Here is a 14400-nt window from a genome sequence, read left to right on the forward strand (position 1 = left end):
GCGTGCCCGTTCGGCCCCAGCGATTCCCGCGTGTTTCCCGACCGCTAGTCCTCTGGCTGGTATCGCGCCACAGGCGCTAGTGATCGGTCCAAAAGGTTAGACATGCGGCGCGGGACTGCGCAGAACCGCGTGCCTCATTAGTGGCATGTTAGACGGGCCATGCGGTTGAAATTTCGCCTTTATGCAAGGCCCGGTCGGGCCTCCACATGAAGCCTCCCGCAGCTTTGAGCGCGCCGAAGACGGGTTAGTAGGATAGCTTACGATAATCGGCTAGGCGCACGGTCTTCTTGCTAAAGAGTGCGAGCAACTTACGCCGTACTTCTCGCTGCTTGGCTCCCTTTCGCGCCACCGACGGCGTGAAGACGGAGGCATGTGCCGGCTTGTCAGGGAGCGCCGTGTCGTAAACCATGCACATGCGCTCACTGCCGTCCTCGAAGACAAGCGAGCGGAGATCACCCGCGCTAGTCTGCATCACAAGCTGAATTCCTCTTTCCTGAGGAGGCAACTTCGAAGCGCCGGTGGCTTTAATCGCATTAATGGCTGCTTGTAGCTCACTGTCCTGAGCCAGGGCCTCGCGAAACAAAGATAAGTCTATCGTTGTAGCATCTTGAAAGGCCAGCGGACTAATGACTCCAGTCACAGGGTCGAGATGTATCGGGTCCACAATGAACTTGGTGAGAAGTTCATTGTCTTCTACGCGGCCCGGTGAATGCCCGCTAATGCTCTCGGCTTCGCACTCTCCTTTGCTATACGCTGCATATACTGCGTCTTGTAAGCCCGCGCCCCTTAAGCATAACTCGCCAAATATGATCGCGCATGAGGGCTTGCTGGGTTGTTCGGCTTGATCCACGCCGGATCCCTCAATCATTTCCGATTGTTGAGATATGCAGAGGCTAGAGCCCAGGCGACGCCCTCAGGAAGACCTACATCAGGCATGTCTTCTTCGTTGTCGACCTGAGGTCGACCTTTGACCTCGATCAGGTAACCGACTTTTCCGTCTTCAAGAATCTCAATGTCGGCGTACAGTTTTTCGTCGGACCAAAACAAACCCGTGCGGCCGTCAGCGCCAACACTGGCCATTGGAATGGGGAACGGGAGATTGCGCAAGCGCTTAATCAGCTCAACAGTCGCATCGACGGCTTCCTTCACAGGCGGGCAAGAGCCGGGGCCGGCCCAGCCGGGCTCGACATTCTTCATTCGATACAATCGACGAAGTTGGCGATCAGCTGGCATTTCAGAAACGGCATGATATGCGGACGTGTCTACGATTGTTCCTCCATTAAGACTGAAGGAGGCCGAACGCGCGGCCGCGGTGCACGTCTTCGCCCACGCGTCTGTAAACTGCTTGAGTCCCGTGATGTTCGAGGCTGCCAGCGACGTCTCACCGTTTTTATCGATAATCTGATTTGATTGCGTCATCTATCAGCACCCAATCGCAGCGAGGTAATCATCGCTAAGCACTTGGGCTAAAATGGTCTTTTGGAACTCGTGAAGGTTCTTTATTAGATCTCCAACAATCTCGGCCTCACGCCCCCGCTCGACTAAAAGGGGCGGCTGACCCTCTACGTCAAACATATCACCTGTAAGCACCGTTAGATCCGCCACGCGTCTCACTATGTTATGAGGGGCTCGAGCTTGGTCAGCTACAGTTACGTTGACGTTAACGAGGCGCCGCCGCATCGGGGACTGTGGGATGAAAACACCGAAATGCGAGTGCCAAGGCTGGTCAGACGCACGATCGTACATCGTAACCCACCTAGTTCCTTCACGGAACACCTCCCCTGCAGGAGGATTACCCTCCACTGCCAAGAAAACGTCTTCGTACTGCAGAAGAACAGACGCAATCGCTGGCACTGTTCCAAGATAAACTGGAACGAGGGCAAGCGCGACCTTACTGGCAAAATCGAAGAACCCAGACCAGCTGTCATACTTGCGAACTGTGAGGGTGAGCGCCTGCATTTCACACTTCAGCTCGGCTTCGATCTGACCGTCCGTTGCGAACCTTTGAAACGAGACGCCCACGGGGAGGTTCGTAGGTATGCCCGAACCAAACACGAATTGCGGCATAACCTGCTGCTGCCTTCCCGGCAGCCCGTTTTCCGTTGCAAGCGCTGCTGCCTGCACCGTCAGGGCTTCGAAAGTTGGAGCATCAATTGGCGTCACAAACCGGATCACCAAAGCGCAGCTTTCGATCGCGTTGTGCCCGGCGAGCGGTTCAAACGACAGGGTCATCGGCTCGCATTCTCGCATTCCTTTGTTCGATCGCAAGCGCGTCGTGCTGTCAACGCGCCACATGCGCCGCCATATGGCGATGACACGCGTTTCGGCAAACTTTCATCGCTGCCTGAACCGGGATGCGGTTGGAAGCAAGGCCGGCGTCGGAGTGAGCGCTGACGTCAACTGTCTTGCCTTTGAGCCCGGCGCAGAACGCGGGCGAGATCCCGGCTGCTTTTTGGATCTTACAGGTCCTTTGCAACTACGGCCGCGATAGCGAGCGAGGTAGCAATCTGGTCGATAACGTTTTCACCTATCGCCTCTGCCGCTTTGATCCCCGTAGGATCGCCTCCAAAGCTTCCTCAGTACTCGCGTCCATCGTCTCCCCCCACAGCCGGCCAGTCCGGTATCGCACCGGTATCGCACCGGTATCGCAAACGATCATATTCAGGCCGCGGTAACAAGCCGAATGGTGCAGCGTCTCTCGGTGATTGAGGTTTAGGTGCAGGATTGGGAGCAATCGCACTGCAGTGCGCAGGGGTACTCAGCCAGATCGCCTCGTTGCCCTGAGGCTCGCTTGGGCGTCCGCCTCTACGTCCCCGAGCAGCCGTTCCCACCAAGCGATTGCGCGCGAGAGTGCTTCATTGCGAGTGAGGACCTCGGCGCCAACGAGTAGATCGTCCGCTTCATCGTCCGTGCCTCGCGGCTCGAGAACGTATTCGTCGGACTTGTACTCCTTCAGTAGTAGGTTGCGCTCGCGCTCAATGAAGTCGTGAAACACATCGTCTGCCCTCGATCCGGCTTGAACCCTCCTCCACTGACTCTTCACTGCGTCGCGGAGGTGATCGCTTCTTTCCCCGTCTACCTTGGCGAGAACATGCCCGACCGAGCGCAGCAAAACCAGCACAGTGAACCAGCGTAACCGGCGCTCCAAAGGCGTCGTGGCGGACCGAAATTCCCTGGCCGCGTGGTGGCAGTCGCGCAGCACTCGACGAGCTGCCACCGCATCAGCTCTTGCGCCAAAAGGATCGTTGCGGTCGGTGCGGAACTGTCGCTCGCCGCGGTTCGGGAAGGTCTTAGCCATATGCGACCTTATATAGGTTCAAGATCAGCCCTACGCTTCGGCCTTGAGCCAATTACGTTCTTGGCGTGTTCCCTTCACCCGCTCCATCGATATTCAACGATCTTCTCCGAGTACGCGCCAGGCCGGTGCGGTAAAAGTGCGGTAGATAACCGTTGGACCGTCGGCGAGCTCCCTCCGCGTTGCGCAGGGCGGTAAAGCCAAGTTCCCCGCCCCGCTCAGATAGCCACGGTTCAGCTTCGCGGCTCTATGCGCGCGGCGATGTTTACGCGTACTCTGATCACCGCCGGCTCGCTCCTGGCCGCTTCCCCCGCCCTTGCTTGGGGGGCCAACGGCCACCGCATTACCGGCGCCATCGCCGAACAGAATTTAAGCGGGCTGGCGAAGGCCAATGTGCAACTGCTGATAGGATCCGAAACCCTTGCGGAAGCCGCGACGTGGCCGGACGACATGAAGTCGGACCCCGCACCGTTCTGGCAGAAGACTGCCAGCCCGTGGCACTATGTCACCGTTGCTGCCGGCGACATCTACAAGCCCAGCATGGCGCCTGCCGACGGAGACGCCATCACCGCGCTCACCAGATTCACGGCAACGCTGCAGGATCCCACCGCCGGTCTTGAGGACAAGCGTATTGCCCTGCGCTTCGTCGTTCACATCATTGGCGATTTGCATCAGCCGCTTCATGTCGGCCGCGGAAACGACCGCGGAGGGAATGACACCTCCGTGGCGTTCTTCAACCGGCCGACCAATCTGCATTCTCTCTGGGATTCCGGGCTGATCGAGCAGAAGCAGTTGTCATTCTCGGAATATGCGAGCTTCCTCTCGCGTTCGATCACGCCGGAGAATGTTGTTGCGTGGAGTGATCCGCGCCCCGGCACCTGGATGACCGAAAGCGTAAAGCTAAGAGAGCAAATCTACCCGCAGGATCCAAAACTCTCCTGGTCGTACGCATACCAACACCGTTCCGCTCTCGATGAGCGCCTCAAACAGGCGGGCGTGCGCATTGCAACTTACCTGAACTGGTTGTTCGCCCCCGGCGACCCTCGCAAGCTGTCGAAATCACCCTTGCTGTTTGCAGAATAGTGGCCTTGGGCTTTCGGTAGAAAGCCTACGCTTCGAAGCGGGCAAGCACATCGGGCACCGTGCCGATTAGCGTCCCAATGACGATTTGCACTGCCGCCTTCTCTCGCCGATGATCAGCCCGCGCCGCCCCCAACAGCAAAGGCTCTTTGATGCTCCACTCCCTTCACCCGCTTGCGCAACAAGCAGCTGCGCTGCTGAGCCAGGATCGTCAGACCATTGCAGTTGCCGATGGCGCGACCGGCGGGTTGATCCTTGCAGGGTTGCTGACGGTGCCGGGCGCGACACGCTTCTGTCGGGGCGGCGGCGTGGTCTATTCGATGAAGGGACGCGATGTCCTGCTCGGGCTGCCGCGCGCCGAACTGGCCGGAATGGAATCCGTGACGGAAGCCTATGCGCTATTACAGGCTCGCGGCATCCGCGATCGATTCGGTGCCGATTGGGGGATCGCGGAAACAGGCTCCGCTGGCCCCGATCAGCATCCGCGCGGTGCGCCTGCCGGGCGCAGCTGCATTGCTGTTGTGGGGCCCGATGTGGCGATCGCGACGACCGTTGACACCGCGTCCGCGGACCGGATCGCCAACATGGAGGCGTTCGCCCAGGCAGCGCTGACCTTCCTTGTCGCTACACTGGAAGGCCAAACCGCCTGATGCCTGCGCCGCGCGGCGGCTCACCTCAGCCGTCGCGGCAGGCCAGCGCTCGTTCGAACACCGCCTCGAACATCGGCGCGGTCAGCCGCCCGGTGTTCTGATTGTAGCGCGAACAATGGTAGCTATCGATCAGCAAGCGCCCGTCCGGCATGCGATGCTCCGCCAGATGGCCGAACTTCGCCTTGGGCAAGCGACCGCCGAGTGCCTTTACCGTCGACTGATGGGCAATCTGGCCCAGCGCGACGAATACCTTGGCCTTGGGCAATGCAGCGATGGGTGCTTCCAGGAAGGGTCGGCAGGTGCGAATTTCCTCAGGCGTCGGCTTGTTCTCGGGCGGGAGGCAGCGCACCGCGTTGATGAGCATCGCCCCGCGAAGCTGCAGCCCGTCGTCCGGCCGTGCATCAAACCGTCCTTCGCTCAGGCCGTATTTATCCAGCGTGGCATACAGCAACTCGCCCGCATAATCGCCAGTGAACGGCCGGCCGGTGCGATTCGCGCCATGCTTCCCCGGCGCCAGCCCGACGATCACCAACCAGGCATCGGGATCGCCAAACGCCGGGACCGGAGCATTCCACCACGTCGGATATTCGGCCTGCAGCGCGTGGCGGAAGGCGGCAAGACGCGGACACAAGGGGCAATCATGGGGCGGTTCAGTGGCGGGCAAGGCGGAGAGTGCGTGATCCATCGCGGTGCGATAGGCGCAGTGGCATGATGCGCTCAACCTATGTCGTGGGAATTGGGTCGAACCGGCGCGGCGTTCATGGGTCGCCCGCGGCGGAAGTTGCAGCCGCGCTGGCCGCGCTGCCCGGTCGCGTGATCGATGTCGCGCCGATCTTCCCCACCGCACCGCTCGGCCCTTCCATCAGGCGATACGCCAATACCGCGGCCGTGCTGGAGAGCGAGCTCGCGCCGGGCGACCTGCTGCACCGGCTGAAGACGATCGAGCACACCTTCGGCCGCCGGCGCGGCCAGCGCTGGGGCGCCCGCGTGATCGATCTCGACATCCTGTTGTGGTCAGGCGGAACCTGGGAAGAGCCAGGCCTGATCGTCCCCCACACCGCTTTTCGCACCCGTGATTTCGTGCTGGGTCCGCTCGCCAGGGTCGTGCCCGGCTGGCGGGATCCGATCAGTGGATTGACTGTGCGACACCTCAATGCCCGGTTGACCCGCCGCCGCGCTCTGCCTAGGCGCAGCGGCGCTGGTGAGGGTCCGTAGCTCAGTTGGTAGAGCAAGCGACTTTTAATCGAGAGGTCCCGGGTTCGAGCCCCGGCGGACCCACCAGCGCCTCCCCGCGCCACCTAGTTCGTGCCCCGCTTCGAACGCGGATCGGCTAGCGACGATCGCTTGTCCGCGCGGGCTTATCAGTCGGCGCACACCTCATATTCGGGGCTACCAGTGTCTTCGAACGCACTGACATTCCCGATCGTCGTTTCCGCGATGGTCGTCATCGCATCGACGGTGAAGAATGCCTGGTGGCCGGTGACGAGCACGTTGGGAAAGGTGAGCAGCCGCGCAAACACATCGTCCTGGATCATGCTGTTGGACAGGTCGTTGAAGAACATGCCCCCTTCCTCCTCATAGACATCGAGGCCAAGCGTCCCGATCGCGCCCGACTTCAACCCGTCGATCGCCGCGCGCGTATCGATCAGCGCGCCGCGGCTGGTGTTGATTAGCATCACGCCGCGCTTCATCCCGTCGATGGCCGCGCGATCGATCAGATGGTGGTTCGCGGAGGTCAGCGGGCAGTGCAGCGTCACGATATCGGACTGGCGCAACAGATCAGGCACCTCGACATAGCTGCCGCCCAGCGCTTCAAACGCGGGATTGCGCATGGGGTCGCTGCCCAACAGACGGCAGCCAAAACCGCTGAGGATGCGCGCGGTGGCCATCCCGATCAGCCCGGTCCCGATGATCCCGGCCGTGCGGCCATGCATGTTGAACCCGATCAGGCCCTCAAGCGCGAAATTGCCCTCGCGCACCCGATCCCGCGCGCGATAGATTTTCCGGTTGAGCGACAGCATCAATGCCACCGTATGTTCCGCCACGGCTTCCGGCGAATAGGCGGGCACCCGCGCCACCATGAGGCCCAGCGCACGCGCGCGTGCCAGATCGACATTGTTGAACCCGGCGCTGCGCAGCGCCACCAGGCGGGTTCCACCGGCATGGAGGACCGACAAGGTATCGGCGTCCAGCTGATCGTCAACGAACGCGCAGACGCACCCCGCGCCAGCCGCAAGGCTCGCCGATTGTGCATCCAGCCTGGGCTCCAGGAAGGTCAGCGTATGCCGGCCACCCTGCGCCGCATTGGCCGCGGAAAGGAACGTACGATCATAGGCCTTGGCGCTGAAAACCGCGATCTTCACCTGTCGTCTCCCGTCAGCTGGTCGTCGTCAACGTGCGGATGGCACGGATAGCACCAGTTGCCCCGAAGCGTCAGGTTCGACCCTTGTGGGATGCGGTTTGGATCGATGCGCCACCCGGGGAGCGCCTGAAGGTGCCATGCGTTGAAGGTGCGACGGCATCCGGGGAGAAGCGGATGATGGTGACAGCGATCGCAGCAGCCGGCTTGTTCAGAGCGGATCGCTCGCGTCCCTCGGCCGCGCGCGGCGCCCGATCGTCGCTCCCCCAACCAAGCGCTCGCCCCATCGCCACCGCGGCGGCATCTTGACCGCCGCCGGTGGGGACCGCGCCTGGCACGCCGTCGAAGCGGCAACCGCTTGCGCCGCGCTCGAAACCGGCGCGATGGGCTTGTCGGATGACGCGGTGGCGGAACGCCAGCGCAGCTACGGAAAGAACCTGCTGCCCTCTCCACCCCGCCGCAGTGCGCTGCGGCGGTTCCTCTCGCAGTTCAACAACACGCTGATCTACGTGCTGCTCGGCGGCGCGCTGGCCGCGGCGCTGCTCAACCACGCGGTCGACGCCGGGGTCATCATCGCCGTGGTCATCGCCAACGCGGTCATCGGCTTCATCCAGGAAGGCCGCGCAGAACGCGCGCTGGAATCGCTCAACGATCTGATCGCGCCGCATGCGGCCGTGCTGCGCGACGGCCACCGCCAGACCGTCGACGTGGCGGATCTGGTGCCCGGCGACATCGTGTTGCTGGAGGCGGGCGACCGTGTTCCCGCAGACCTTCGCTTGATCGAGACACACCGTCTGCTGGTGGATGAGGCGCTGCTTACCGGCGAGTCGGTCGCGGCAGAGAAGGAAAGCGGCGCCGTCTCCGCCGATGCGCCACTCGCCGACCGGCGCAACATGGCCTTTTCCGGCACGCTCGTGGCCGCCGGCCAGGCGGAGGGGGTCGTCGTCGCCACCGGCGTGTCGACGCAGATCGGCCGGATCAGCACGATGATTCACGGCGTCACTCCGATGGCGACACCGCTGTTGGAACAAATCGATCGCTTTGCCCGCCGGTTCACCTGGTTTGTCCTGATCGGCGGCACGCTGCTCTTCGCCTTCGCCGTCCTGGTGCGCGACTATGACTGGATAGAGGCTCTGATCGCGGTGGTGGCGATCGCCGTCGGCATCGTTCCCGAGGGGCTGCCCGCGGTCATCACCATCACGCTGGCAATCGGCGTGCGGCGAATGGCGCAGCGGCAGGCGGTGATCCGCAAATTGCCCGCAGTCGAGACGCTGGGGGCCACTTCCGTGATCTGCACCGACAAGACCGGCACGTTGACCCGCAACGAGATGACCGCCCGATCGGTGACCGCGCCGACCGGAAATTGGTCCGTCACCGGGGCCGGTTACGATCCTGCTGCGGGCGAGGTGCGCGGCGTGCCATTCATCGGCGCTGTCGGCGCGCAGCTTCTGTGGTGCGCGCAGCTCTGCAACGACGCGGTGCTGAACCAGACGGGCGGCGAGTGGCACGTCGAGGGCGATCCGATGGAGGGTGCCCTTCTCGTGCTGGCGCGAAAGGCGGGCGAACATGTCGGGGCCGTGCGGCACAGCTGGCCGCGCCGCGATGCCATTCCGTTCGATGCCGCGCATCGCTTCATGGCGACGCTCCACCAGTCACCTGATGGCGGCTGCGTCGCCTTCATCAAGGGCGCACCCGAGACGCTGTTCGCCATGGCCGAGCCGGGCTTCGATACCGTCGGCTGGACCCAACGCGTGGCTGCCGCCGCCTCCTCCGGCGAACGCGTCCTCGCGTTCGGGCTCAAATCCTTTGCCGATGATCGCGAGACGTTGACCTTTGATGACCTGACGGACGGCGTCACGTTCCTCGGCATCATCGGCTTCATCGATCCGCCCCGTGATGAGGCGGCGCCGGCAATCGCCGAGGCACATTCGGCCGGCATCGATGTGAAGATGATCACCGGCGATCACGCCGCCACCGCGCTTGCGATCGCGCGCCAGCTCGATCTCGCCCCCGATCCCCGCGCGCTCACCGGGGTGGAGGTGGAGGCGATGGACGACGCCGCGCTCGCCGCGCGGGTGCGGGATACCGCCGTGTTCGCGCGCACCAGCCCGGAGCACAAGCTGCGTATCGTGCGCGCCCTTCAATCGCACGGCTTGACCGTCGCGATGACCGGAGACGGCGTGAACGATGCGCCGCCGCTGAAGCAGGCCGATGTCGGCGTGGCCATGGGTATCAAGGGCACCGCCGCGGCAAAGGAGGCGGCGGAAATGGTGCTCCTCGACGACAATTTCGCCTCGATCGTCAGTGCGGTGAGCGAAGGGCGAACCGTCTATGACAACATCCGGAAAGTCATCACCTGGGAAATCCCGACGAATGGCGGTGAGACGCTGACGGTCGTTCTCGCGATCGTGCTCGGCTTCGCCTTGCCGATGACGGCAACCCAGATCCTGTGGATCAACCTGGTCCTGTGCGTGACGCTGGGTCTCGTGCTCGCCTTCGAGCCGCCGGAGCCCGACGTGATGCGCCGCCCGCCGCGACGGCGCGACGCGCCGCTCCTGTCACCCTTCCTGCTGTGGCGCGTGGTGATCGTTTCGATCCTCCTCACCATCGCGACGCTCGGCGTCTTCTTCTTCACGCTTAATCAAGGTCGCGGGCTCGAGGTCGCCCGTACGATGGTCGTCAACATGTTCATCGTTGCCGAGATCTTCTACCTGTTCAACGTGCGTTACTTGCATCTCACGTCGCTCAGCTGGCAGGGCGTGCTTGGAACGCCGCTCGTCTTGCTGTCGATTGCCGCGCTCGTCGTAATGCAACTGTTGTTCACCTTCACACCGTTCATGAACCGCGTGTTCGACAGCCGCCCTCTCACATTTGTCGATGGCGTGCTGATCGTCGCCATTGGCGCTGCGTTGATGGTGCTTCTGGAACTGGAAAAACTGCTGATGCGTCGTTTGGGCTGGTTCGCCGAACTACGCGATTGATCCTCTGCGACCTGCGCGGGCGCGCGATGTTATCGCAAATCCGAAACGCTGCTTTTCTTCATTGCTCCTAGCCCGTCCTCATCGGGTGGAATGATCACCCGCATTTGCGATCTCACAGCAATTCCTCGGCTCCAATCGGCAAGAGTGGCGTTATGCTGCACATGCGCATGTCGAGCGCGCTCGCGCGACGCTGATCGAACAGGAGGAACTACCGTCCATGTCGGACAAGATAGAAATGGGCGTGTCCCGCCGCGGCGTACTTGCAGGCAGCGCCGCCAGCGTCGCGATTGCAGCGGCGCCGGCGCACGGCGCACCCCTTCCCCAATCCAAGTCGTCGGAGGCGCCCATGATGCCGGTCCGCTTTACCGTGAATGGCGAACAGCGTTCGCTAACGCTCGATCCCCGCACGACATTGCTCGACGCCTTGCGCGAACATCTGCAGCTTACCGGCACCAAGAAGGGCTGCGACCATGGTCAGTGCGGCGCCTGCACCGTGATCGTCGACGGGCGGCGGATCAATTCCTGCCTCAGCCTCGCCGTGATGCACGAAGGCGACACTGTCACGACCATCGAAGGGCTGGGCACGCCGGACAAATTGCATCCGATGCAGGCGGCCTTCGTGAAACATGACGGTTATCAGTGCGGCTATTGCACCCCCGGCCAGATCTGCTCGGCGGTCGCTGTGCTGGATGAAATCAAGGCAGGCATCCCCAGCCATGTTCAGGCCGACGTGGCTGAGCGACCCGGCTTCACCACCGTGGAAATGCGCGAGCGGATGAGCGGTAACATCTGCCGCTGCGGCGCTTATTCGAACATCGCCGATGCCATGGCGGACGTTGCGGGGGTGAAGGCATGAGGGCGTTCACCTACGAACGGGCGACCGATCCGGTCGCCGCGGCGCGGATCGTTGCCGCGAAGCCGGGCGCAAAGTTCATCGCCGGGGGCACCAATCTGCTCGATCTGATGAAGATCGAGGTGGAAACGCCGACCCATCTGGTCGACGTGCAGGATCTGGATCTCGACAAGATCGAGGCGACGCCTGACGGCGGCCTGCGGATTGGCGCATTGGTCAGCAATACTGATCTCGCCGCTGATGAACGCGTGCGCCGCGATTATGCGGTGCTGACCCGCGCCCTTGTGGCGGGTGCCAGCGGGCAGCTGCGCAACAAGGCGTCGACCGCCGGAAATTTGCTCCAGCGTACACGCTGCCCCTATTTCTACGACGTCAACATGCCGTGCAACAAGCGTAAGCCCGGATCGGGCTGCGCGGCGATCGGCGGCTATTCACGCCAGCTTGGCGTCATCGGCGTGTCCGACAAGTGCATCGCCACCTTCCCCGGTGACATGCCGGTCGCGCTTCGGCTGCTCGACGCCGTGGTGGAAACGGTCGACCCTCAGGGCCAGCGTCGGTCGATCCCGATTGCCGACTTCCACCGTTTGTGGGGCGACCGCCCGGAGCAGGACACCGTGCTCAATCGCGGGGAGCTGATCACCGCCGTCACCCTGCCCGCTCCGCTTGGCGGCAAGCACTTCTACGAAAAGGTGCGCGATCGCGCTTCCTATGCCTTTGCGCTCGTCTCGGTCGCGGCGGTGATCCAGCCGGACGGAACCGGACGGGTGGCGTTTGGCGGCGTCGCGCCCAAACCATGGCGTGTCGAGGAAGCCGAGGCGTTGCTGCCGCAGGGGGCCGCCGCCGTCACGGCGCGCGCATTCCAGGGCGCGACGCCGACCAAGGACAATGCGTTCAAGCTGCCGCTCGCGACCCGCGCGCTGGCTTCCGTGATCGCTCAAGCGAAGGCCTGATCCCATGAAGTTCGAAAAAGCCGAGGGCCAGAACCCGATCGATCGCATGAAGGTCGTCGGACGCGCGCACGACCGCATCGACGGCCCCCTCAAGACCAGTGGTCTGGCGCCTTATGCCTATGAGCATCACGCCGAGATCAAGAACCCGGCCTATGGCTATATCGTCGGCGCCGGTGTCGCGAAGGGACGTATCACCCGGATCGACACGGCAGCGGCAAAGGCGGCGCCGGGCGTGATCGCCATTGTCACCGCGGCTGACGCAGGCAAGATTGGCAAGGGCAAGAACAACACGGCAAAGCTGCTCGCCGGCCCGGACGTCGACCATTACCATCAGGCCGTCGCACTGGTGGTCGCGGAAACGTTCGAACAGGCACGCGCCGCCGCCGGGCTGGTGCGGGTCGATTATGCGCGCGCAAATGGCCGCTACGACCTGACCGAGCAGTTGAAGGTCGCGCCGCTCGTCGGCGGCTCTGGCGGTCCGAACAGCGGCTCCTCGCCGGTCGAACGCGTCGGCAAGTTCGAAGAGGCGTTTGCCGCCGCCCCGGTGAAGCTGGACGCGGAATATCACACCCCCGATCACAGCCACGCGATGATGGAACCGCACGCTTCGATCGCGGTATGGAATGGCGACGAACTGACGCTCTGGACCTCGAACCAGATGATCGCCTGGAGCAAGCGTGACGTCGCGCTGACGCTGAACATGCCGGAGGACAAGGTCCGCCTGATCTCGCCCTATATCGGCGGCGGTTTCGGCGGAAAGCTGTTCGTGCGCGCGGATGCGCTGATGGCGGCGCTCGGCGCACGCGCGGCGAAACGCCCGGTGAAGGTCGCGCTGCAACGCCCGCTTATCGCCAACAACACCACGCATCGCCCCGCTACGCATCAGCGGATCCGCCTTGGCGCGATGAAGGACGGCACCATCACCGCGATCGCGCACGAAAGCGGCTCGGGCGATCTGCCCGATGGCGGCCCGGAAACCGCCGTGCAGCAGACGAAGCTGCTGTACGCCGGCCCCAACCGGATGACCGCGATGCGGCTTGCCGTACTCGATTTGCCGGAGGGCAATGCGATGCGCGCCCCCGGCGAGGCGCCCGGCATGATGGCGCTTGAGATCGCGATGGACGAAATGGCCGAGAAGCTCGGGATGGATCCCGTCGCCTTTCGGATCAAGAACGATACCCAGGTCGATCCCGAAAAGCCGCAGCGCCGCTTCTCGCAGCGCCAGCTCGTCCGCTGCCTCAACGACGGCGCGCAGCGTTTCGGCTGGGATCGCCGACAGGCAAAGCCCGCACAGGTCCGCGACGGTCAGTGGCTCGTCGGGATGGGCGTCGCCTCCGCCTTCCGCAACCACATCAACACAACCTCCGGCGCGCGCGTGCGCCTGTCGCCCGAAGGAATCGTGACGGTCGAAACCGACATGACCGACATCGGCACGGGCACCTACACGATCATCGCCCAGACCGCCGGCGAGATGCTCGGCGTGCCGGCCGAGGCGGTGGTGGTGAAGCTGGGCGATTCATCCTTCCCCGTCTCCGCCGGCTCAGGCGGTCAATGGGGCGCGGCCAATTCGACCGCTGGCGTCTATGCCGCCTGTACCAAGTTGCGGGAGCAGATCGCCCAGCGGCTCGGCTTCAATTCGGCCGATGCGGTGTTCGATGGCGGCCGCGTCACCAGCGGCAATCGCGCGGCCACGCTGCGCGATGCCGCCGCGCAGGGCGAGTTGGTGGCCGAGGAAAAGATCGAGTTCGGCAATCTGGACGACGAATGGCAAATGTCGACCTTCGGCGCGCATTTCGTGGAGGTCGGGGTCAACGCTTATACTGGCGTCACCCGCGTGCGCCGCATGCTTGCCGTCTGCGCCGCCGGCCGCATCCTCAATCCCAAGTCAGCACGCAGCCAGGTTATCGGCGCAATGACGATGGGCGTCGGCTCGGCGTTGATGGAGGAACTGGCGGTCGACAAGCGTTTCGGCTTCTTCGTGAACCACGATCTTGCCAGCTACGAGGTGCCGGTCCATGCCGATATCCCGCATCAGGAAGTCGTTTTCCTCGACGAGGCGGATGACAAGGCGAACCCGATGAAGGCCAAGGGTGTCGGCGAACTCGGCATTTGCGGCGTCGGCGCAGCGGTGGCCAACGCGATCTACAATGCCACTGGCGTCCGCGTGCGGGATTACCCCATCACGCTCGACAAATATCTCGAGAAGCTGCCGGCAGTCGCCTGACCCCGATG

General features: G+C 63.3%; 13 protein-coding genes and 1 tRNA gene. 8 read left to right on the top strand and 6 right to left on the bottom strand.

Annotation, left to right across the window (positions count from 1 at the left end; translation table 11 throughout):
* Window positions 1–244 precede the first annotated feature (244 nt).
* The 4 genes from K0S66_RS07630 to K0S66_RS07645 form a co-directional block, all read right to left on the bottom strand.
* Window positions 245–850 carry a hypothetical protein gene (locus K0S66_RS07630; protein WP_301074751.1) on the bottom strand — a complete coding sequence of 202 codons (606 nt, stop codon included), beginning with the start codon at window positions 848–850 and terminating at the stop codon, window positions 245–247.
* Between the two features lie 14 nt (window positions 851–864).
* Window positions 865–1419 carry a hypothetical protein gene (locus K0S66_RS07635; protein ID WP_301074752.1) on the bottom strand — a complete coding sequence of 185 codons (555 nt, stop codon included), beginning with the start codon at window positions 1417–1419 and terminating at the stop codon, window positions 865–867.
* A 3-nt stretch (window positions 1420–1422) separates the two neighbouring features.
* Window positions 1423–2232, bottom strand: coding sequence for a hypothetical protein (locus tag K0S66_RS07640; protein WP_301074753.1), 810 nt, complete (start codon window positions 2230–2232; stop codon window positions 1423–1425).
* A 526-nt stretch (window positions 2233–2758) separates the two neighbouring features.
* Window positions 2759–3298 carry a hypothetical protein gene (locus K0S66_RS07645; protein ID WP_301074754.1) on the bottom strand — a complete coding sequence of 180 codons (540 nt, stop codon included), beginning with the start codon at window positions 3296–3298 and terminating at the stop codon, window positions 2759–2761.
* Between the two features lie 246 nt (window positions 3299–3544).
* Here K0S66_RS07645 and K0S66_RS07650 point away from each other — a divergent pair, with 246 nt between their 5' ends.
* Both K0S66_RS07650 and K0S66_RS07655 read left to right on the top strand, forming a co-directional pair.
* Window positions 3545–4378: a S1/P1 nuclease gene (locus K0S66_RS07650; RefSeq protein WP_301074755.1), complete on the top strand. Its 834-nt coding sequence runs from the start codon at window positions 3545–3547 to the stop codon at window positions 4376–4378.
* A 149-nt stretch (window positions 4379–4527) separates the two neighbouring features.
* Window positions 4528–5025, top strand: coding sequence for a CinA family protein (locus K0S66_RS07655; RefSeq protein ID WP_301074756.1), 498 nt, complete (start codon window positions 4528–4530; stop codon window positions 5023–5025).
* A 25-nt stretch (window positions 5026–5050) separates the two neighbouring features.
* Here the strand turns inward: K0S66_RS07655 and K0S66_RS07660 are convergent, their stop codons facing one another.
* Window positions 5051–5710: a uracil-DNA glycosylase gene (locus tag K0S66_RS07660; RefSeq protein ID WP_301074757.1), complete on the bottom strand. Its 660-nt coding sequence runs from the start codon at window positions 5708–5710 to the stop codon at window positions 5051–5053.
* 23 nt (window positions 5711–5733) lie between these two features.
* Between K0S66_RS07660 and folK the strand changes: the two genes are divergently transcribed.
* Together folK and K0S66_RS07670 are read left to right on the top strand one after the other, a co-directional pair.
* Window positions 5734–6240: a 2-amino-4-hydroxy-6-hydroxymethyldihydropteridine diphosphokinase gene (folK, locus tag K0S66_RS07665; protein WP_301074758.1), complete on the top strand. Its 507-nt coding sequence runs from the start codon at window positions 5734–5736 to the stop codon at window positions 6238–6240.
* Window positions 6231–6306: transfer RNA gene (locus K0S66_RS07670), tRNA-Lys, on the top strand. Before folK ends, K0S66_RS07670 begins: the two co-directional genes overlap by 10 nt.
* A gap of 80 nt (window positions 6307–6386) precedes the next feature.
* Here the strand turns inward: K0S66_RS07670 and K0S66_RS07675 are convergent.
* Window positions 6387–7388, bottom strand: coding sequence for a 2-hydroxyacid dehydrogenase (locus K0S66_RS07675; protein WP_301074759.1), 1002 nt, complete (start codon window positions 7386–7388; stop codon window positions 6387–6389).
* A 301-nt stretch (window positions 7389–7689) separates the two neighbouring features.
* Here K0S66_RS07675 and K0S66_RS07680 point away from each other — a divergent pair, with 301 nt between their 5' ends.
* The 4 genes from K0S66_RS07680 (at window position 7690) to paoC (ending at window position 14392) form a co-directional block, all read left to right on the top strand.
* The gene (locus K0S66_RS07680; protein WP_301074760.1) at window positions 7690–10365 is read left to right on the top strand and encodes an HAD-IC family P-type ATPase; all 2676 of its coding nucleotides are present in this window, start codon (window positions 7690–7692) and stop codon (window positions 10363–10365) included.
* Between the two features lie 217 nt (window positions 10366–10582).
* Window positions 10583–11221 (top strand): aldehyde dehydrogenase iron-sulfur subunit PaoA, encoded by a 639-nt coding sequence (paoA, locus tag K0S66_RS07685; protein WP_301074761.1) that lies wholly within the window; start codon window positions 10583–10585, stop codon window positions 11219–11221.
* On the top strand, window positions 11218–12168 hold the full coding sequence (locus K0S66_RS07690; protein ID WP_301074762.1) for a xanthine dehydrogenase family protein subunit M: 951 nt from the start codon (window positions 11218–11220) through the stop codon (window positions 12166–12168). The genes paoA and K0S66_RS07690 overlap by 4 nt, the downstream gene beginning before the upstream one ends.
* A 4-nt stretch (window positions 12169–12172) precedes the next feature.
* Window positions 12173–14392: an aldehyde oxidoreductase molybdenum-binding subunit PaoC gene (gene paoC / locus K0S66_RS07695; protein ID WP_301074763.1), complete on the top strand. Its 2220-nt coding sequence runs from the start codon at window positions 12173–12175 to the stop codon at window positions 14390–14392.
* Window positions 14393–14400 lie beyond the last annotated feature (8 nt).

Origin of the sequence: Sphingomonas sp. (assembly GCF_029239295.1) — a bacterium.
Lineage (GTDB): Bacteria > Pseudomonadota > Alphaproteobacteria > Sphingomonadales > Sphingomonadaceae > Sphingomonas.